Consider the following 21,098-nt stretch of genomic DNA (forward strand, 5'->3'; position numbering starts at 1 on the left):
TGAGGTTTTAAGTAATGTATAAGGATCTTAAATGGAAAATCCCTTTGATACTCGCTGTAGTGCTTGGTGCAATTTGGCTCGCGTATCCATTGAAGGAAAAAATTGCCCTGGGCCTTGACCTGCAGGGGGGGATGCATCTGGTGCTTGAAGTTAAGGTTGAGAAAGCAGTAGAAGCAAGCCTGGACAGACTGGCTGATGATATTAAGAGGGATATTACTGAAGAAGACTTGGAAGTAGACCGCATCAAAGTCATATTCTCAAATAGACAGATTAATATAAGGATGGTGGATCAGTTGGATCTGCCACCAGTTAAAACCGTTCTGGAGAAATACCCCTTTTTCAGCCTGGTCAGTGAAGACTCAGACGGACTCGGGCTGATATACCAATTGAGTCAGGACCAGATTAAGCAGATAGAGCAAAACGCAGTGAGTCAGGGATTGGAGACGATTCGCAACAGGGTAGACCAGTTTGGTGTTTCAGAACCGACCATTCAGGTGCAGGGAGTAAAACGGATTCTCGTGCAGTTGCCCGGTGTGAAAGATCCCGAGAGAGCCATAAACCTGATAGGAAAAACTGCCCGGCTGGAATTCAAGCTGTTGGATGAAGAAAACAGTTTGCAGCAGGCTCTTGATGGAAATATTCCTGATGGGGATGAAGTTTTATACCAACGAATAGAAAATAAGGAAAGCGGGGCCGTTACCAAAGATCCTTATCTTTTAAAGAAACGCGCTGTTTTGACAGGTGAGACATTGACGGGTGCTGAGGTTCGCTTTGATTCTGATTTCAATGAACCTTATGTTGCTTTGAACTTTAACAGCGTCGGTGCCATGATTTTTCAGCAGGTGACGCGTGAGAATATCAAAAAACGTCTGGCAATTGTTTTGGATGATAACGTTTATTCGGCGCCTGTTATTCAGGATGAAATAGCAGGTGGACGGGCTCAGATCACGGGTCGATTTACTTCTTCTGAAGCAAGAGACCTGGCTATTGTTCTCAGGGCAGGCGCGCTTCCTGCACCTGTGGTTATCCTTGAGAATAGAACGGTTGGTCCATCGCTCGGACAGGATTCCATTAATAAAGGAATCACTTCTATTATTTATGGCGGGCTTCTTGTCGTGGCCTTTATTGCCATCTATTACAAACTGTCCGGCATAATCGCTGTGGTTGCGCTGTTTCTCAATATTATTCTCCTGGCAGGAGCGCTGGCTTATTTTGGAGCGGCTTTGACATTGCCAGGCATTGCAGGAATTATTCTCACAGTAGGTATGGCGATTGATGCTAACGTGCTGGTGTTCGAAAGGATCCGTGAAGAAATAAGAATTGGTAAGACGGTGAGGGCTGCAATCGAAGCGGGCTTTTCCAAAGCATTTCGAACTATTGTTGATGCGAATATTACCACCTTCATTGCTGCAGTCGTTTTGTTTCAGTTTGGCACTGGCCCCATAAAAGGGTTTGCCATTACTTTATGTATAGGAATCGCGGCCAGCATGTTCACAGCGGTATTTGTGAGCAGGGCTATTTTTGATGGAACAATGAGCCAAAGAAAACTGGATAAATTAAGTATATAAATATGAAAATTATTGGTAGCGAAACCCATTTTGATTTCATGGGTAAAATTAAAGCAGCCGTAACCATTTCAGGGTTGGTAATCTTGATGGGTCTGGCTTCTATAGTCCTGTCAGGTGGGTTGAAGTATGGCATTGACTTTTCTGGGGGGACTCTCGTTCAACTCCAGTTTAAAACCGCTCCGGATCTGGAGGTCATTAGGGATGGTTTGAAGTCAATTGGACTTGGAGAAAGCACAATCCAGGAATTCGGGACTAAACGCGATATTCTCATCCGTGTTCAACGATCAGAGGAAAAACTCGAAGCTGTAGGCTCCAGGATTCGCAACAGTCTCGGCGAAAAGTTCAATAAGGCTGACATCACTGTTGAAAGAGTAGAAATGGTAGGTCCTAAGGTAGGGCGTGACCTGAGGGAAAAAGCGCTCCTTTCAATCTTGTATGCAATTATTGGAATTGTAATTTATATTTCATGGCGTTTTGAACTTCAGTACGCTATTGCCGCAATCATAGCCCTGGTACATGATGTTCTGGTTACTATGGGAGCATTTTCGATTTTAGACAAAGAATTCACCCTTGTGATTGTCGCCGCATTTTTGACCATCATTGGTTATTCATTAAACGATACTATTGTTGTTTTCGACCGTATTCGTGAGAACCTTCGCCGTAAAGGTAAAAATACACTTACCCAAATCATCAATGCAAGTATCAATCAGACCTTAAGCAGGACGCTCCTCACCTCAGGAACAACACTGCTGGTAGTGGTTGCGCTATTTTTCTTTGGAGGAGAAATCATCCATGATTTTTCTTTTGCTTTGCTGGTAGGTGTTCTGGTTGGAACTTACTCATCCATCTTTATTGCCAGTGTGTTTCTCGTTTTTTGGGACTCACGAAGTCGAGCCTGAATCGGTCTTAGGGTTAATAGGCATACCAATTAAACTTAGCTAGCCAAAGAAGCATGGCTTTGTTGGAATCATTTGCAATCCTATTCTGGCCCATGCTACATTTCTCAAAGAATATAAGATAATACATAATAGCTTTTGCTGAAAAAGGGATATCGTGTACCTGTCATTCCTCATAATTTGAGGGATTAAGCCTTAATAGAGAGTAAAATATTGAGTGTTTCACCCAAAATTCAACTTGAGCAATTAATCCTACTGCAAAAAATGGATAATGATATTGCCGAGCACAGAAAACTCCTTGCTGATATCCCTGTTCAGATTGATTCTGGACTTGCGGAATTAGAAGAGAAGAAGAAGGTTCTTTCAAACGCTAAAGAAGAAATAGAAAATCTACAAAAAAATCGTAAGGATATTGAGTTAGAGGTTCAGGGTGAAAATGATCATATGGCTAAAGCCAAGACGAAGCTGCCAGCTGTAAAAACCAACAAAGAATATACGGCCATTCTTGCCGAAGTGGAAACGATTAAAGAAAAAGTAGCGGGGCTGGAAGATAAAGAACTTGAAATAATGGAAATTCTGGAAGAAAAACAAAAAGAGATTCCGGCAATTGAAAAAAAATGTAAGGAAGAGGATTCTCATTTTCAGGAATACAAAGCGAAAAAAGATGCTGAGCTTGAAAGGATGAAAAAGGAGTTGGATTCGCTGTTAGCCAAGCGTGATAGCGTCACAGATCAGATCGATAAGGTGATGGTACAAAGATATGAAAAACTGGTTAAAGCCCGTGATGGTCAAGCTGTAGTTTTGTTGCGCGAAAATGTTTGCCAGGGTTGTTTTCAGCAGGTTCTACCGCAAATGGTGATTAATGTTAAAGTTGGCGAATCGATTCAGCAGTGTTCAAACTGTATGTGTTTTTTATATTGGGAAGAAGTATCTGAAGCCGCAACGCCGAAGTAAACCGGGTGACCGCTGTTTCGGTTTTATAACCGGGAGAGAGGAAAGTCCGGGCTCCACAGGGCAGGATACTCCGTAACGCGGAGTGAGGGCGACCTTAAGGAAAGTGCCACAGAAAATATACGGCCTACCCGGCTTTGTGCCGGCGGCAAAGGTGAAAAGGCGAGGTAAGAGCTCACCAGTATCGTTGGTGACAGCGGTAGCTTGGTAAACCCTATCCGGAGCAAGATCAAATAGGAAAGTGCTTGAGGGCGGCCCGTCCGAAACTTTCGGGTTGATTGCTTGAGCCTGTTGGTAACAGCAGGCCTAGATTAATGGTCACCGCTTCATGTTTCATGAAGTACAAAACCCGGCTTATGGTTTGCTTCGGCTTATCGGCAACTACCGCCTTCCTTGCCAAATGCAGAATCCGGATGGTTTTCCGGGCTGAATGCAATTAAGTTTAATCCCTGCCTTCTATTGATTGGTTCTTCGTGTTTTAACGTGTTGTTGAATCTTTTCTCCCAATGGGTCCGGGAGTGAAACACTGTGCAGTGCATTGATGAGAAACACTATTGCTGCCAGCAGGCTGATTGGCAGTATATAGTTGGTTATGGGTTTGGAAGATTTTCTTTTTGGATAAGTTGTGTGCACGTTTTCCTCCTTGAAGTGGTGCATTAATTTCTCTTGCCTTATCGGCTGAAAAACACGCTTTCATTATCCTTTGGTTCATTTAGCGAATTAACCCCCCTAATTCATAGCTTTTCAACTCACCTGTTTTACACTTGCCGCAACCTGGGGCGATTCCCCTGTTTTCGCTTATATTCGTGATCCAGTCGTGATTTAGGGAAAAACCCCTTGATTTTAAAGTTAATTAAGCCGTAAACCATATATAGAATAAGTTTCTGAGTGAAATTTCCCGGCTATTGTTTGCTTACTGGTTTTGCTATTAAGAAGTATTTGCAATTGAAAGTTGCTATTTCTGCCCTTCATATAAATTGAATAACCTTTATGAGTCCTGATAATTCGCTAAAACACTGGTGGGTCATTTTTGTCATTTTTGGACTGTATTTTTATGCCACTAATGCATTAGCGGGCGAAGCTCACCTGAAAGTTGAAGAGAAGGGCAGATCATTAAGCCGCCATGTGTTGTCGGGAAAGTCGGAATATCCGCAGGGAAAACCAGTGCCGAATTACTTTTCTACTAATTCATTTTCAGGAAACTATATGAATGAAGGCAATGAACTACTACTTGCCGCAAACAATCACTATTCATCAGCGCTGAAAGAAAAAACCGATCGGTCAAGTTTGCGTGGCGGTTTAAAGCTGAATAAAAACTATTTTAAAAACATATTGACGGATACCGGTTATATGCTGACGTCACCCTGGCGCTGGGATAAATCTGACTGGTACACCGCTTCAACGGTTGCAGGGGTTACCGGTGTATTATTTTTTCTGGATGATGAATTCAGGGAAGATTTCAAAGAAGGTCGAAGCTCTACCACTGATGACATATCGAGTGTGTTTGAGCCGTTTGGCAATTCAGCTGTTATGTTCCCTCTCATGGCAGGCTTTTACCTTTATGGCAATCTTTGGGAAAATGAAAAAATTGAACGAACTGCTTTACTTGCGACAGAAAGTTTTTTGATTACCAGCCTGTTCACGGGAGTATTAAAATTGATGATGGGTCGGACACGCCCTTTCGACGGGGTTTCTGAATTTGAGTTTAAAGGACCGAGTACAGGAAATAAAGCTTTTCCTTCCGGACATACTTCAACGGCCTTTGCCATCGCAACAGTTGTGGCTAATGAATATGAGCATGTTCCTTTAGCCGCACCAATTTCCTACGGTCTCGCGACCTTGACAGGTCTTTCCCGGTTGAACGATCAAAAACATTGGGCTTCGGACGTGTTTTTTGGTGCTGTGCTGGGTTATTTCACTTCAAAGACGCTGCTCAAGCTTCACAGTAATAAAAAAGGCCGACACTTTACCATTTATCCACAAACGAACTATAAAGGTGGAGGACTGGTCTTTTCGACAAACTTTTAAGGTTGGTTTTTCACCCAATCCGCTAGTTCTTCGCGGCAGATTTTTGCGTTGTGTCGGACATCCACTGGAAAATCTGGATAAAAGAATATTTTTTTAATTGAGCAGGTGTGAGGATAGGAGGCTGCTATTTCCAGTAGCTCGTTAATGAAAACTTCCTGATCTTTTGTAACTCTATCTTTATTCTCCGGTTCAATGATCATCACTGGCTCACGATGTTTCCCAGCACCTTGTCCTACTAAAGCGGAACGTTTGACATCAGGGTGTGTGTTGAAAATAGCTTCGCAGGGAATGGTGAAGTATGTTTCTGAATCAGTAACAACGCGGTGACTTTTTCTGCCACAGAACCAAAGCCGGTCTTGGTCGTCCCACTTTCCAACATCACCCATCCTGTGCCAGAAATTTGGGCCATCGGGGACTTTAGCGAGACGGGTGATTTCATCGCGGTTGAAATAAGATTTAGTCACCCAGGGAGCTTTCACAATTATTTCTCCGGTTTGGCCTTTTGGGACTTCCAAGCCGTCTTCCCATTTTAAAATAGGGTCATCTGAGATCTGTATAATTCTTACTTCAGCTCCAGGGACAGGTTTTCCAATGCAGGTTCCATTTCCTTTTTCCGACTTTTCCCAGGTCTCTTTGATAATCTCTTGCCTTTCTATAGACGTTACCGGGAGGGCTTCGGTTGCTCCATAGGGAGTCATGATTTTGCAATCTGGTTCTAATATAGATTCAAAACGCTTTAGCAGTGTTCCTGAAACGGGAGCGCCTGCGATCAAAATACGCTTGAGGGAAGTCAGTCGTACCTTGTTCGTTTCGCAATAACGGCTGACCGTGTCCCATAAAGCCGGAGATCCAAAACTGCTGGTGATGTTATAGGTTTTGACTGGATGAATGATATTTTCCGGTTTTACCTTGGCTGGGCAGGTGGGATCCATATCTGGTATGACGCTTGTCATCCCCATGCCAGTACTGAACAAACCGAACAGAGGAAAAGTTGGTAAGTCTTTTTCTCCCTGAATAATGCCAAAGTGCTCTCTTAAAATTTGGGTTTGTTGTTCAAACATTCCGTGAGTATAAAGAACCCCTTTGGCAGGACCAGTACTTCCGCTAGTGAATAAAACAGCTGCCTCCTGATCTTCTTGAGCTTCTTCCATCTGATAATCGGTTCGTCCGAATTTTTTTATTTTTTCAAGTGTTGGGCCCCGCCAGAACCAATTTTTCCCGACGGTTACTGAAAACTGGATTGACTTGAAAGCCGAAGGCATCAGTGATTTTATTGCATGGACTAAGGGAACCGCAATGATTCCACGTGGTTCGGATTGTTTTACGCAATGTAGAACATTTTTTTTACCCATTCCCGGGTCAATCAGAACAGGGACTGCTCCAGCCTTAAACAAAGCAAATGTCAGTGTTACAAAGTCACTTCCATATGGCACCATCATGAGAACCCGGTCACCTTTTTTCAATCCTTGATTGAGAAGCCCTGAAGCAATTAAGTTGCTCTCTTCTTCCAGTTGTTTAAAAGTAACCTCGGTTTTAGTCCTTATTTCAATGATTGCAGGCTGATCAGGTATAACTTTTTCCCAATGTGAGAGGCTGGCAGAGATGTTGCGGCTGTTCATATCTGGCTAAGGCAAGTCAAGAGCTGTCTTGACCATAGGCAGAGTCACTTTTTTCTTTTTTATATAAGACTCTTGATTAATGGTCGTGACAGCATTTTGGATTGAAATGAAATCTCGTGGTATGCGTGACATTAAATACTGGATGATGGATTCCGGCAAGGTAAGGTTTATGTCCTTTGCCAGTTTAGAGATAATCCTGGCAGTTGTGTCATCATCAATGGGTTTTATTTCCGCGACCATACCCCATTGAAACCTCGAGGTCAGGTAGCTCTCCATGGCGTTATTATTTTCAGGGGGTAGGCCAGAAGTGAAAGCCAGTTTTCCGCCCTTTTCCCTAATTTGATTGTAAAGATGGTAAAGTTTTTCCTGGGCAGGTTTGGAGTGGGCAATGGCTTCCACATTATCCATGAGAAAAAAATCAACGTCTAAAAGTTGCTCCAGAGTATGTTGAGCGAGTTGATTGTCCTGTGCTTTTTTTGAAAAATCTTTTCCCTCGATGTAGACAGCGCGCAAGCCTTTTTCTGTGATATGGTTGCCTATAGACAGGAGCAGATGTGTTTTCCCCAGGTTTTTCTGACCGAAAAGATACAGAACTTGAAATGGAATTTCTTTTCCGGAGCAGAATTCCTCCGCTGTTTCATACGCAAAGAGCGAACCATCAGAAACTACAAAGTTCGCAAAGCTGTATTCCGGTCGTATTGGAAAGTTTAAAAGGAGTTGTTGGCCGGGTTTATCGGTCATGATAGTTCTGCGCCTTACCCGGGGATAATGGGGCAAAGGCTAGAGCGTTCTACTCGCCTAAAAAATTAAATGCACATTTTTTAAAAAAACTGGAATTATTTAGGGCCAGCCTGTATTTCAATATATACCTGCCCAAGTACAGACTTGATAAGTAGATTGCAAACCCAGCCTTCTTTTTCGTAGTGCATGACTGTGGGTGAATGCCCCATGGTATTTATTAATGTCCAGCCTTTATTAATCATTTCATTTTTGTAAAAATTAATAACTGCGCTAAGATCGCTCCAGCCGTAAAAGAAGAGTTGGCCAACTTTTATAGTGCTGCTTCCTGATTCATATATAAAAGATTTTGAATGGTCTCTTTTGAACCCGTTGGGTACCGGGATATCTGTAAATGGCTGCGCCATAATTGGCGGTGGTGGTGCTGGGGACCCTTTTTTAGTTACCTCTTCAAATGAAGAGCACCCCACAAGTGATAACCAGAACCCAAAAAATAAAAAAAGGAAAAATTGTTTAACCATTTGCATTTCCTCCTCCTAAGTAGACTACCAGTAATCCTGCCATCATGAGGCAAAAACCTATTGCCCTGAGGGTTCCATCAGGCATATCTGGAATTTTTCGTGCAAAGGACTTAACTTGTTCAGGGAAGCAAAAATATGGAATTCCTTCAAAAATCATCAATAATCCTAATGCTGAAAGAAACAGTTTCATATCAGGGGCCAATTGTAAACAGATAAATCATTTGCAAAGTATTTATTCCGATGTATTTACATTCCAGACACGGAAGATGATAAACTCCTTTGTTTTGAAAACGTGTCATTCCCGATGAATAGAAGATTTAGCAAAATTGAACGACTATTTTAATTGGCCTGCTAGAGGAACAGATCGGCGATTAATCCATCGCCCGTTGCGATTATCTTTTATCTCATAAAGCTAGTCAAATATAATTAGTTTGCTAATGAGTTTGGCAGGCACCTTCTTTCAGGGGGTTTGTGGTTGTAAATAAAGGAAAAAGCATTATATAATTTAGATTCATTATATTTTCCTTTCCCTTTCAAGATCAAATTAATTGGACTTTTAAATTAATTTTTTTTAACTGAAAAATAGGCCTATATAGTATTAAGCTGTAAGTAATTAAACCGCTCTTTAAATGAGAACCGGGTTGTATTTCCCCTGAATCTCCATCACACATTTTTATTTTCGATTGCTTACAAAAGAAGGATTAAACAATATGCTTAAATTTTTTTTCCAACGTGCTCATTTAACTTCACTAACTTTTATATTATTGCTATCGCTCATAATGTCTCCAGAGGTCCTGTTTGCTTTGAGTAGTGATACCCATCCTCTTGCAAGCAATATTTTTGTGGAGATAGCAAAAAAGCAGAACCCTGCTGTTGTTAATGTGAGTAACAAGTCCAAAGCAAAAGCACTTCCTCGGCAGAATATCCCAATACCTCGGCCAGGACCAGGGCAAGGCCGGTCTCCGGACCCTTTCCGTGATTTTTATGATCGTTTTTTTGGGGAGCGTCCAAATCAACAGCCAAGAGGAGGTATGGGCTCGGGATTTGTGATCGACAAGGAAGGACACATCCTTACTAACTATCATGTGATAGAGGGGGCAGATGAAATTGTAGTGACCCTTGAGGATAAAGGAAAAGAAAAAGAATATACAGCCACTCTGATAGGGTCGGACTCCAAAACTGATATTGCCTTGGTCAAAATCAAGCGTGAACCAGGCGACAATACAGAATTTCCTTTTCTGAGACTTGGAAGTTCAGAAAATCTTGAGGTGGGTGAATGGGTAGTAGCCATTGGGAACCCTTTCGGCCTCAGCCATACTGTTACCGTGGGTGTGGTGAGCGCTTTGGGGCGGAGTATTGGCGCTGGCCCCTATGATGAATTCATACAAACCGATGCTTCTATTAATCCCGGTAACAGTGGTGGTCCGCTGATTAATATTGAAGGGGAAGTGATCGGGATCAACACCGCTATTATTTCAGGCAATACGGGTGGAAATGTGGGGATTGGTTTCGCTATCCCTATTAACATTGCAAAGGGAATCTTAAAAGATTTAAAAGAAACAGGGTCTGTCACACGTGGTTGGTTGGGGGTCATGATCCAGAAAATCACTCCTGAACTGGAAAAATCTTTTGGTCTCAGTCAAAGTGAAGGGGCTCTTGTTGGAGATGTGATTCCGAATGGCCCCGCTGATAAAGGAGGAGTTAAGCGCGGTGACGTTATCACCAGATTTAACAATCAGGTTGTAAGGGAAATGGAGGACCTTCCCAAAATCGTTGCAGCGACAACACCTGGGTCGGTGGTAGATGTTGAGGTGATACGTGACGGATCCCTTAAAGTATTGCGTATTACCATAGAGGTATTAAAAGACACTAAGGAAACTGTGGTTGCCAAGGCTGATCCGCTGGGTCTTCAGGTTCAGGACATCACTGAAGAGCTGGCACAAAGCCTTAAACTGGAAGGCGTTGATGGAGTTTTGGTTTCTGATGTGGTTGCAGGAAATGCGGCATCAGAAGCGGGTATCCGCCGGGGCGATGTTATTTCAGAAATGAATCGTGTTCCCGTCAAAAATCTGCAGGACTACAATAACCTTCTTGCCAACGTTGAGAAGGGGTCTTCAGTTCTATTTTTGGTAAAGCGCGGCGGAAGTACCATATATATTGCTGTTAAAGTCGAATAGTATGTCGTTTTATTCATAGCTGTGCCCGAATTACACCGCTGCCTTTCTGAATATGGGATAGAGCAAATGTTCACGGCAGAGGGCAGCGAGTTTCGGGCATCCAGCCTTATTCTTTTTTACTTATTTTGTCCTGTTAAGCGTGAGTTTTCCCTCAAGGTGGTTCTGGGTTGTAGCAGTCCCAATATTCTTGCTGGTGCATTCCCCTGCATCTTATGGAGAATCTTATAATCGCAGAACCCCTCTCGTAAGGGCTGTAGAGAGAGTCAGCCCGGCTGTTGTCAATATTTACACGTCTGAAATATCACGATCCGCGCGTAATCCCTTCAGAAGCTTTGGCAATAATTTCTTTGACCAGTTCTTCAAAGACTTTATCCCTCCAATGGTAAATCAAAGGCGTAGCCTGGGTTCAGGTGTTCTCATCAATGACGAAGGTTTTATTCTCACCAATGAGCATGTCATTGCCAAAGCCGCAAAAATTCATGTCACTCTTAGTGATAAAAGAGAGTTTGATGCCAGAGTCATTGGCGCGGATATTAAATCTGACCTTGCTATCATAAAGATTGATTCAGATAAGTCACTACCCTATGTGAAAATGGGCAGGTCTGATGATTTAATGATAGGAGAGCAGGTTTTGGCAATTGGGAATCCATTTGGATTGCAGCACACAGTGACATCCGGAATCATCAGTGCATTAAACCGCAATATAACTGCCGGGAAAAATATGGTTTACAGTGACTTTATTCAAGTCGATGCCTCGATCAACCCGGGAAACAGTGGCGGACCTTTATTGAATATCAACGGCTCCCTGATCGGAATAAATACTGCCATTTATCAAAAGGCGGAAGGGATAGGGTTTGCTATTCCCATAGACCATGCCAAACGTATTGTCGACGAACTGATCCGTTATGGCAAAGTCCGGCGTGGCTGGTTAGGAGCTTCTGTGCAGGAACTGGATACCCAGCTCTTGCGCCATTTTAAACTTGAGAGGAAAAAAGGAGTGTTGGTTATATCGGTGGCTGGCAATAGCTCTGCAGGAAAAGCTGGTTTAAAACGTGGCGATGTAATTGTTGCAGTTGACGATCATGAGATAAAGGACAAATCGGATTTAAGCGGGCGTATGGCTTCTTATACTGTAAACAGCACGGCTCGTTTTTCTATTTTGCGGGATGGGAAAATGATTGAACGTAAAGTACATATCACTGCTATTCCTAAAAATTATGTAAAAGAATTTACCCGGTCATGGCTCGGATTATTAATACGGGAGAACAGCCAACGCTATGCCCGTTCCAATAGGTTGACCACCTCCAAGGGGATGGTTGTATTAGAGGTGATTCGTGATAGTGCAGGTGGGAGAATAGGTCTCAAACCAGGTGATATTATTCGGCAAATGAATCAAAAGCGTGTTGACAATGAAGACGATTATAATAAAGCTGTTGTTGAAATAAATAACCCAGATCGCATTTTACTTTTGGTTCAACGTGGAAGGCAGGGGTATTATGTGACTCTGGAGCCATGAGTAAACTTATTATCCTGTAAAATTTTTATGAGAGTGTCTAAATCTCTCAAATTGGCTTCAGTAGAAACGACCTGTTGTAACTTCCTCATTCTTAGAATAGGAGTGGGAAGCTTGTATTTATCCTTTCTACCAATTCCCTTATGACGTTCAAACAGGACATTGAGGATCTAAAGCAGACGATCCATAAGTACGATCACCAATATTACGTCAAAAACTCTCCATTGATTACAGACCGGGAATACGACGCACTTCTCAGGCGTTTGCGAGAGCTTGAAGCGGTTCACCCTGAATACATTACTCCCGATTCTCCCACTCAGAGGGTAGGGGGTAAAGTGGATGAAAGATTTAAAGCGGTTGATCATCCTGTGCCCATGCTCAGCCTTGATAATACCTACAATGTCGATGAAGTGCGGGCATTTCATCAGAGAGTGGTCAAGAGCCTGAGTGATGTTCCTGAACAATCTATAGAATATGTGGTGGAACTGAAATTTGATGGATTGGCTGTAGCGCTTACCTATGAAGATGGTTTTCTGGTGCGAGGAGCTACAAGGGGAGATGGACTGCAAGGTGAGGACATCACTGCAAATCTAAGAACTTTACGTTCTATTCCTTTAAAAATTGACTTTAAACAGCGCATGGAAGTTCGCGGTGAGGTCTATATGCCTAAAAAGGAATTTGAACGAATCAATTCGGAACGGGAAGCAGACGGAGAATCCCCTTTTGCCAATCCAAGAAACGCTGCAGCCGGAGCTTTGAGACTATTGGACCCTGCAATAACTGCACGGCGTAAACTTGGGATATTTGTTTACGCAGTGGGCTTTCTTGAAAACAACCCTTTTAAGACACACTTTGAATTACAGGAGAAACTGGATGAACTGAGGTTCCCGGTTAATCAGTACAACAGGTTATGTAAAAGTTTTGAGTCTGCTATCGACTTGATCGAAGAGTTTCGTGGCAAAAGAAAAGAACTCGATTATGAGGTTGACGGACTGGTCATTCAGGTTAACTCATTGGTTTACCGCAAGCGATTGGGGGAAACTTCCAAATTTCCTCGTTGGGCAGTAGCCTATAAATATGAGGCTGAACAGGCAGTAACCGAAATCAAAGACATTGTATGCCAGGTAGGGAGGACAGGATCTATCACACCCGTCGCGGAATTAAAGCCTGTGTCCATTTCTGGATCGACAGTTGGCAGGGCAACGTTGCATAACGAAGACGAAATTAAACGTAAAGACATTCGTGTTGGCGATCGTGTGGTGATCGAAAAGGCAGGGGAAATCATTCCTAAAGTTGTGAAGGTTGTTGAACATTCTGGAAACCGAGCCCAGCCTTTTAAAATGCCAACTGCTTGTCCACAATGTAAGTCATCCCTTTATCGTACTGAACGTGAAGTTGTTTGGCGATGTGTTAACAGTGCCTGTCCAGCACAGTTGAAGGAAAGGCTCAGGCATTTTTCTTCCAGAAAGGCGATGGATATTGACCATTTTGGCCCGTCAGTGATCGAACAATTGGTGGACTCCGGAAGGGTTAAAAATTTTTCAGACCTATATACGCTTGAAGTTGGAGAAGTTGCTTCTTTAGAACGTATGGGGGATAAGTCGGCCCAAAATTTGATTGCGGCTATTGAAAAAAGCAAGACGGCTGGACTTTCCCGTTTCTTACATGCTTTGGGTATAAGGCATGTTGGGCAACGAACGGCAATTCTTTTAGCTGCGACTTTTAGATCCCTCAATAGATTGCAGGAAACCAGTTATGAAGATTTGGAAAAAATTGATGAGGTGGGGAATGTGATCGCTGAAAGCCTCAAAGCTTTTTTGGGAAGCGATACGAATAAAGAAGAGATAGAACGGTTGCTTGGGCTTGGAATTATTATGGAAGAGCAGGGGGATGCGCCTGAAAGAGGAGGTGTGTTTGAAGGCCGACAGTTCGTTCTTACGGGAACCCTGACTCACTTTACTCGTGAAGAAGCAAAAGAGAAAATACAGTCTCTTGGCGGACGGGTAACTTCGACGGTTTCTAAAAAAACCGATTTTGTTGTAGCGGGAGAATCTGCCGGATCAAAACTGGATAAAGCCCGGCAACTTGGTATTAAAATATTAGATGAGGGTGAGTTGCAAAAATTAATGAGTGAATAGCCGAACCCCTTAACGGGTAGCTGATGTATGGGCTCGTCTGCGTGGCGGGCGTTTCGCAGGCCTTCTGCCATCAGGCTTTTTTGCTTTCGGTGGTGGACCGCGTCTTTTTTTAGCGGGAGGTTTTCCTTCCTTTGCTTCCAGAAACAATTCTTCTTCAGGCCAGGATACGGGTATTTTGCTTTTCAGGTAATCTTCAACCCGTTCCAGGTGTTGAGCAAAGTCTTCACAGCACAAAGTGATGGCAGTACCCTTGTTTCCTGCACGTGCTGTCCTGCCTATACGGTGTACATAGTCTTCAGCATCTTGAGGTAAATCATAATTAATGACATGCGTGATATCGTCAATATGCAGTCCGCGAGAAGCGACATCGGTGGCGATGAGAATATTGATTTCTCCTTTCTGAAACTTTTCCAATACCCTTATTCGCGCTTTTTGATGGAGGTCACCACTTATTTGCCCGGCATTAAAACCGTTGTGGTTTAACTTCCACTCGAGATTCTCGCATTCAATTTTAGTGTTGGAAAAAATCAGTACTTTTTCTCCAGCTTCTTTTTTCATCAAGCCCAAAAGTAAATTGAACTTTTCATGCTGACCCACGTGATAAAGAATTTGGGTGATTGCATCGACCACGGTTTTTTCCGGTTCGATAGCGACCTTTACCGGATTGTTCATATGTTCGTAACATAATTCCATCACCCGGTGATTGAGAGTTGCTGAAAATAACATGGACTGACGTTTGTTATAGGGCGAACAGTTTCGGAACAGGTAACGCAGGTCAGAAATGAAACCCATATCAAACATGCGATCCGCTTCATCCACGACCATCACTTCGACTTGTTTTAAGCTGAAGAATTTCTGTTTGTAGAAATCGATCAATCGTCCAGGTGTGGCGATAAGTATATCCACCCCGTCTTTGATTTGTTTTTTTTGTTTTTCATAATCTACACCACCGATAACACATACGGTGCGGAAGGAACAGTATTTGCCCAGAAGGAGTGCGTCCTTCTCAATTTGTCTTGCGAGTTCCCGTGTTGGAGCGATGATCAATGCCCGTGGACCAGATTTTCTTTTAGGGTCAAGGGGTGGAGTGTTTTCCAACAACCGTGTGAGCAATGTGATTAAAAAAGCGGCAGTTTTTCCTGTGCCGGTTTGAGCTTGGCCTGCTAAATCTTTGCGGGCAAGTGTGATAGGTAAAGACTTGCTCTGGATAGGTGTGCAGGTTTTAAATTTAGCCTCACGAATACCCTTCAAAACTGGTTCGGGTATGGGGAGAGACTCAAAAGTCAAGAGTTCCAAAAGATGCTCCGGGCGGGCACTTCTCACAAGGTTTTGCGAGGGCTAGGGCCTTTGTTTTCAAGTGGTTAAAAATATATGTTGAAGACAAGGGCCATTATGAGGGGCTTGAACTTGTTTTGCAACTCAATTTTCATTTTTCTTGACTTTATAGTGGGGGAAATGGTTAAATCCACCTTCTATTTTGATTCCGGTAGCTACCCCTATAGTGAGCCCGCCTGCATTTAGTTTCAAAGGTTTTCCCTTTGGTTTTCAATGGTTTTGTAGTGCTTGTGAGGGGTCGGGATTGAGATAGTTGGTAGAGGATGTTGTAAAGGTTTAAAGTCTGAATTTAACCGGATATATAAATATACAATTGAAGTGCGGGATCCTTCTCGTTTTGAGGTGACTTTGTGATTCAACATGATGTAGTGATTATTGGTGCTGGTCTTGCGGGAATGCGTTGTGCTTTGGAGGCATGTAAAGAGCTGGATGTTGCTCTATTGACCAAAGTATACCCCTCTCGATCTCATTCAGGTGCCGCACAAGGTGGGATTGCCGCTTCTCTAGGAAGCTCGGAACCGGATAGCTGGGAAGAGCATATGTATGACACCGTCAAGGGTGGTGACTTCCTCAGTGATCAGGACGCCGTGGAGGAATATGTCAAGGCCGCCCCCAGAGTCATCTATGAATTGGAGCATATGGGCTGTATTTTCAGCCGTACTCCAGATGGAAAAATTGCTCAGCGAAGTTTCGGTGGCCATTCTAAACCACGTGCATGTTTTTCTGCTGATCGTACTGGCCATGCCATTTTGCATGCACTTCATGAACAACTCATGAAGAATGAGGAATCCGTAAAAATTTATAATGAGTGGTACATGCATTCCCTGATCCTTGATGGTGACCGTTGCAATGGTGTCGTGGTCAGTAATATCCAGACGGGGGAAGTGGAAGTGATGAAGGCCAAAGCTGTTGTATTTGCAACGGGTGGTTATGGCAGGGTTTTCAAAATTACTTCAAACGCTTTTGCCAGCACAGCTGATGGTGTAATGGCCGCATTCGATGTAGGCATTCCTCTGGAAGATCCAGAGTTTGTCCAGTTTCATCCATCAGGTTTGTTCCGCCAGGGAATTTTGTTTTCAGAAGCAGCACGTGGTGAAGGTGCATATCTATTGAATGGAAATGGCGAACGTTTTATGGAAAAGTATGCCCCTTCACGTATGGAGTTGGCTCCTCGTGATATTGTTGCACGGGCTGAACAGAGTGAAATAGATGCAGGCCGTGGTGTCAATGGTGAAGACTGTATCAACCTGGATTTAAGACATTTGGGTAAGGAACGGATCATGGAACGCCTGCCTCAAATCCGGCAATTGGGCATCGACTTTTTAGGTATAGACTGCATTACAGATTGTCTTCCTATTCAACCTACAGCGCATTATTCAATGGGGGGGATTCCGGTTGATAAAGACTGCCACGTTATCAGTGATGAAAAGGGCACCCGTGTGAACGGTTTTTTTGCCGCTGGAGAATGCGCCTGTGTCTCTGTTCATGGTGGAAACCGGCTGGGTACAAATTCCCTTCTGGACGCTGTCGTGTTTGGAGAACGTGCGGGTAAATCGGTGCTTGAATATGCCGTGGGTATTGACCATGGAAATGTAAATGAAGGGCAGGAAAAAGCACGGGTTCTGAAAAAGTTTGAGGATATTTATCAAAGAGATGGGTCAGAAAGCTATAACGATATCCGTGATGAAATGAAAGAAGTGATGATGACCCATTGTGGTGTTTTCCGTGATGAAGAGAAACTTAAAGTTTGCATTGATACCTTGAAAGGACTGCAGGAAAAGTTCAAAAAGGGTAGAGTGACAGACAAAGGTAAGGTGTTCAACACCGAGATTTATGAAATTATTGAGTTGGGGAACATGCTAGGCATGGCAATGCTTATTGCCACTGCGGCCTTGGAGAGAAAGGAAAGCCGGGGCGGGCATTATCGAACGGATTACCCCAAACGCGATGATGAAAACTTTCTCTATCATACGATGATCTTTGATTCCCAGGATGGACTGGTCATTAAAAAGAAACCCGTTGTGATTACCAAATATCAACCCGCAGAGAGAACATATTAATGGCGACTTTCAGGATCAAGCGATTCAATCCGGAAAAACAGGCGGAACCTTATTTTGAGGAATTCCAACTGGATATACCTAAAGGTTCCACGCTTCTCGATTGTATGAACCTGATTAAATGGACACTGGACGGAAGCTTCTCTTACCGCATGTCTTGTCGAAGCGCGATATGCGGGTCTTGTGCTGTAAAGGCGAATGGTCACGCTCTGCTGGCTTGCCAGCGACAGGCCGAACACATTATAGATAATGACGAAACCATCACTTTGGAACCGCTCGGCAATATGAAGCCGATCAAAGATCTGGTGGTCGATTTCACCCCGTTCTGGGACAAGATAAATAAGGTCAAACCTTATCTGGAGCCAAAAGAAGCACCTCCGGAAAAAGAACGGCGCCAGTCGCAGGAAGAGTTTCTGAAAATTGATGACTCCAGTACATGCATCATGTGTGGGGCCTGTTATTCAGACTGCAATGTGCTGGAAGTGGACGACAACTTTCTGGGGCCTGCCGCCCTCGCAAAGGCTCAAAGGTTTGTCGGTGACTCGCGTGACTCCAAGACCCTTGAGCGGGTCAAGGAACTCAGTGAGCCGGGTGGCATTTGGGACTGTACTCACTGTGCTGAATGTGTTGAGCGTTGCCCGAAACCGGCGAGACCGTTTGATCGCATAAAAGAAGTCATGACCGTTGCTCTGGAGCAGGGTGTACACAACAATAATGGAGCCCGCCACGCTCTTTCCTTTTTTAATTCTGTGAAAAGAAGCGGAAATTTGAACGAAAACAGAATCCCCGTTGAGTCAATGGGATTTTTTAATATTCCAGGACTGATGAGTCTGATCCCGGTTGGATTGCGCATGTTCCTGAAAGGCAAGGTGCCGCCTGTTATCCATCATTCAATTGAGGAGATGGATGATGTTAAACGTATTTTCAAGGAGTTGGACCAATGAAGTTTGCCCTGTTTACTGGATGTGTTGCGAAAGGGGCGACCCGGGAGTTAATGCTATCTACAACTAAGGCGGCGGAAGGCCTGGGATTTGATTTCGTAGAAATGAAAGCCGCTTCCTGCTGTGGTGCCGGGGTGGTTTCTGAAAAAAGTCCTCTCCTTGCAGACGCTCTTAATGCACGTACTTTTTCTATTGCTGAAAAACAGAACCTTGATATTGTCACAATCTGCTCTACCTGCCAGGGTACTTTGAAGAAAACTGAGGCTCATCTAAATGAGGATCCTGAATACAAAAAAAAGGTCAACGATATCCTTGACGAGGGCGGACATCAATATAATGGCAAGACCAAAATCAAACATTTTGCCAACATTCTTGCCACTGAAGAGGGAATGGCAAGATTGAAGGAACGCATCAAGAGACCGTTGACCGGGTTAAAAGTTGCGGCGTTTTATGGTTGTTATGTTCTTCGCCCGTCAGAAAACTCGGACTTCGAGAACCCGGATAACCCGACCGGCATGGAAGATATCTTTGCGGCACTGGGCGCGACACCGGTTTATTATCCTAGTCGAACCAAGTGTTGTGGATTTCCCATCATCATGATGAACAAACCCGCTTCTCTGGGTATGTCGGGCAATGCTTTGCTGGACGCTATAAACCACGGAGCTGATGTTTTGGCAACAGGGTGTCCGCTTTGCCACTTGAGCCTGGATTCTTATCAGCCGGAGATGGAAATCCTTCAGAAGAAGAATAATGAAATCCCTATTTTACACCTCCCCCAGCTTGTTGCCTTGGCACTCGGCTATTCCCCTGCTGAGCTTGGCATGGATAAACATATTGTCTCCACCCTGAAAATCAACGAGATATTAGCAAGTTAGGTTTAATTAAGCATCCTGTAATTTAGTTCGTTACAACTTCTATAGCAAAACCTTTAAGAAAAAATATCTCCTATCATGTCACCGAAAAGGTTAATATCATTGCGTTAATTTTTTTGTGGATATGAACTCCTGGTGAAAACTACTTTCAATAGACAATTATTTGTTCTGGCTTTGGGAGCCTTTATTTTTTTGGCTCTTCTTGCAATGCCGACTTTTACTGGATTAACACCTGTGGGGCAACGCATGTTGGCGGTGACCTTTCTTATGGCCATCTGGTGGATTGGAGAAGGTACCTCACTGGCTGTCACGGCTTTATTGCCTCTTTTTTTATTCCCATTACTGGGTATCATGCCAAGCAAGCAAGTGGCTCCGAATTATGCTAACCATCTGATTTTTCTTTTCCTTGGTGGGTTCATGATCGCTCTGGCCATGGAAAAGTGGAATTTTCACAAGCGCCTGGCTTTATGGATCATTCTTGTGATTGGAACTCGAACTCAACGTTTGATTCTGGGTTTTATGACGGCTACTGCCGCGTTATCGATGTGGATATCAAATACAGCTTCGACCATGATGATGTTCCCGGTTGCTATGGCTGTTGTTCGTCAAATTGCTGTTGATGCGTCTTTAAACGGTGTGAAAAATGATGAAACGCAAAGACAAATTGAACAAGGGGTGGGTCTTGTCCTCATGTTGGGACTGGCCTATTCCGCCAGTATTGGTGGAGCGGGAACCCTGATTGGCACGGCACCAAATATCGTGTTTGTGGGTTTTTATAAAAAAATGTTCCCGGAGTACCCGGAAATAACTTTTTTCAAATGGATGGTGATGGCCATTCCGGTGGTTATCGTTTTTGTTCCACTAGTTTGGTTGTACTTATGCCGTTTTGTTTCTCCTTTATCGTTGAAAAATATTTCTGCAGGCAGCCATGAAATCATCCAACAGGAATTAGACGATTTAGGCCCCATCAATCGTGCTGAAAAAACTGTGGCGGTGGTGTTCTGCCTGACAGCTTTTTTATGGATTTTTCGCCAGCCAATTTCTTTCGGTATGTTTGTGGTGCCCGGATGGTCAGGCCTTTTTTCTCACTCAGAATATTTGCACGATTCTACAGTAGCCATGACGATGGGTGTGTTGCTTATGATTTTGCCTATTGATGGTCTAAAGGGACGTGAGTTAGATGGCAAGAGGGAGTTCTTTGCACTGGACTGGAAAACGGTACAGGAAAAAATTCCCTGGGGTATTTTACTTTTATTTGGGGGAGGATTTGCCCTGGCCAGCGGCTTTGGCGCAACAGGACTGGATAAATGGATAGGAAATAAGCTTACAGGTGTAGCCGGATGGCCATTGTGGTTAGTAGTTCTCAGTATTTGTATTGCCATTACATTTTTAACGGAGTTGACCTCAAATACTGCAACCACAACGATGATTCTCCCGATATTAGGCATGTCGGCAGTGGCTGTAAACATCCATCCTCTATTTTTTATGGTTCCGGCAACGTTGGCAGCATCCTTCGCATTCATGTTGCCAGTTGCGACGCCTCCTAATGCAATTGTGTTTGGAAGTGGCTGGGTAACCATCCCGCAGATGTCACGAACTGGATTTGCGCTCAACTTTGCTGGAGCGGGGATCGTGACTGGTGCTGTCTTGATCCTTGTGGAATCCCTGTTCCTTTAGACTTAAACCTCAATAAATTAAGTGATTATGGTTATGGTTCTTAGGGTGTTGCTTTAAGGAAAGTAAA

Annotated in this window: 16 protein-coding genes and 1 other RNA gene; 12 read left to right on the forward strand and 5 right to left on the reverse strand. The window is 43.6% G+C overall.

The window, feature by feature from the left end; all coding sequences use genetic code 11:
* Positions 1 to 14: 14 nt before the first annotated feature.
* The 5 genes from secD to F3741_09495 all read left to right on the forward strand — a co-directional run bounded on the left by secD (position 15) and on the right by F3741_09495 (position 5,443).
* Positions 15 to 1,568, forward strand: a complete 1,554-nt coding sequence (gene secD, locus F3741_09475; protein ID MZG31014.1) for a protein translocase subunit SecD — start codon at positions 15 to 17, stop codon at positions 1,566 to 1,568.
* A 2-nt stretch (positions 1,569 to 1,570) separates the two neighbouring features.
* Positions 1,571 to 2,467: a protein translocase subunit SecF gene (gene secF / locus F3741_09480; protein ID MZG31015.1), complete on the forward strand. Its 897-nt coding sequence runs from the start codon at positions 1,571 to 1,573 to the stop codon at positions 2,465 to 2,467.
* Positions 2,468 to 2,728: 261 nt separating this feature from the next.
* Complete coding sequence (locus F3741_09485) at positions 2,729 to 3,418, forward strand: hypothetical protein (protein MZG31016.1); 690 nt, start codon at positions 2,729 to 2,731, stop codon at positions 3,416 to 3,418.
* An RNA gene (rnpB, locus tag F3741_09490) (RNase P RNA component class A) lies at positions 3,412 to 3,787 on the forward strand. The genes F3741_09485 and rnpB overlap by 7 nt, the downstream gene beginning before the upstream one ends.
* Before the next feature lie 618 nt (positions 3,788 to 4,405).
* Positions 4,406 to 5,443, forward strand: coding sequence for a phosphatase PAP2 family protein (locus F3741_09495; protein MZG31017.1), 1,038 nt, complete (start codon positions 4,406 to 4,408; stop codon positions 5,441 to 5,443).
* Here F3741_09495 and F3741_09500 read toward each other — a convergent pair.
* The 4 genes from F3741_09500 to F3741_09515 all read right to left on the reverse strand — a co-directional run bounded on the left by F3741_09500 (position 5,440) and on the right by F3741_09515 (position 8,511).
* Positions 5,440 to 7,062 carry an AMP-binding protein gene (locus F3741_09500; GenBank protein ID MZG31018.1) on the reverse strand — a complete coding sequence of 541 codons (1,623 nt, stop codon included), beginning with the start codon at positions 7,060 to 7,062 and terminating at the stop codon, positions 5,440 to 5,442. The genes F3741_09495 and F3741_09500 overlap by 4 nt on opposite strands.
* A gap of 6 nt (positions 7,063 to 7,068) precedes the next feature.
* A complete protein-coding gene (locus tag F3741_09505) occupies positions 7,069 to 7,803 on the reverse strand; it encodes a hypothetical protein (GenBank protein ID MZG31019.1) in 735 nt (244 codons plus the stop codon).
* A 95-nt stretch (positions 7,804 to 7,898) separates the two neighbouring features.
* On the reverse strand, positions 7,899 to 8,327 hold the full coding sequence (locus F3741_09510; GenBank protein ID MZG31020.1) for a hypothetical protein: 429 nt from the start codon (positions 8,325 to 8,327) through the stop codon (positions 7,899 to 7,901).
* Positions 8,314 to 8,511 carry a DUF2065 domain-containing protein gene (locus tag F3741_09515; protein MZG31021.1) on the reverse strand — a complete coding sequence of 66 codons (198 nt, stop codon included), beginning with the start codon at positions 8,509 to 8,511 and terminating at the stop codon, positions 8,314 to 8,316. Before F3741_09515 ends, F3741_09510 begins: the two co-directional genes overlap by 14 nt.
* A 520-nt stretch (positions 8,512 to 9,031) precedes the next feature.
* On the opposite strand from F3741_09515, the gene F3741_09520 reads away from it, so the two are divergent.
* From F3741_09520 to ligA, 3 genes are all read left to right on the forward strand, one after another.
* Positions 9,032 to 10,498: a DegQ family serine endoprotease gene (locus F3741_09520; GenBank protein MZG31022.1), complete on the forward strand. Its 1,467-nt coding sequence runs from the start codon at positions 9,032 to 9,034 to the stop codon at positions 10,496 to 10,498.
* Between the two features lie 130 nt (positions 10,499 to 10,628).
* Positions 10,629 to 12,014 carry a Do family serine endopeptidase gene (locus tag F3741_09525; protein MZG31023.1) on the forward strand — a complete coding sequence of 462 codons (1,386 nt, stop codon included), beginning with the start codon at positions 10,629 to 10,631 and terminating at the stop codon, positions 12,012 to 12,014.
* A 140-nt stretch (positions 12,015 to 12,154) separates the two neighbouring features.
* A complete protein-coding gene (gene ligA / locus F3741_09530) occupies positions 12,155 to 14,149 on the forward strand; it encodes an NAD-dependent DNA ligase LigA (protein MZG31024.1) in 1,995 nt (664 codons plus the stop codon).
* Positions 14,150 to 14,158: 9 nt separating this feature from the next.
* On the opposite strand, the gene F3741_09535 is transcribed toward ligA, so the two are convergent.
* A complete protein-coding gene (locus F3741_09535; GenBank protein ID MZG31025.1) occupies positions 14,159 to 15,436 on the reverse strand; it encodes a DEAD/DEAH box helicase in 1,278 nt (425 codons plus the stop codon).
* Between the two features lie 398 nt (positions 15,437 to 15,834).
* Here F3741_09535 and F3741_09540 point away from each other — a divergent pair, with 398 nt between their 5' ends.
* The 4 genes from F3741_09540 to F3741_09555 all read left to right on the forward strand — a co-directional run bounded on the left by F3741_09540 (position 15,835) and on the right by F3741_09555 (position 21,031).
* Positions 15,835 to 17,544, forward strand: coding sequence for an FAD-binding protein (locus F3741_09540; protein ID MZG31026.1), 1,710 nt, complete (start codon positions 15,835 to 15,837; stop codon positions 17,542 to 17,544).
* Positions 17,544 to 18,485 (forward strand): succinate dehydrogenase iron-sulfur subunit, encoded by a 942-nt coding sequence (gene sdhB / locus F3741_09545; protein MZG31027.1) that lies wholly within the window; start codon positions 17,544 to 17,546, stop codon positions 18,483 to 18,485. The genes F3741_09540 and sdhB overlap by 1 nt, the downstream gene beginning before the upstream one ends.
* On the forward strand, positions 18,482 to 19,357 hold the full coding sequence (locus tag F3741_09550) for a heterodisulfide reductase (protein MZG31028.1): 876 nt from the start codon (positions 18,482 to 18,484) through the stop codon (positions 19,355 to 19,357). Before sdhB ends, F3741_09550 begins: the two co-directional genes overlap by 4 nt.
* Before the next feature lie 204 nt (positions 19,358 to 19,561).
* Positions 19,562 to 21,031, forward strand: a complete 1,470-nt coding sequence (locus F3741_09555) for a DASS family sodium-coupled anion symporter (protein MZG31029.1) — start codon at positions 19,562 to 19,564, stop codon at positions 21,029 to 21,031.
* Positions 21,032 to 21,098: the final 67 nt, after the last annotated feature.

Source organism: Nitrospinota bacterium (assembly GCA_009873635.1).
Taxonomy (GTDB): Bacteria; Nitrospinota; Nitrospinia; order Nitrospinales; family VA-1; genus LS-NOB.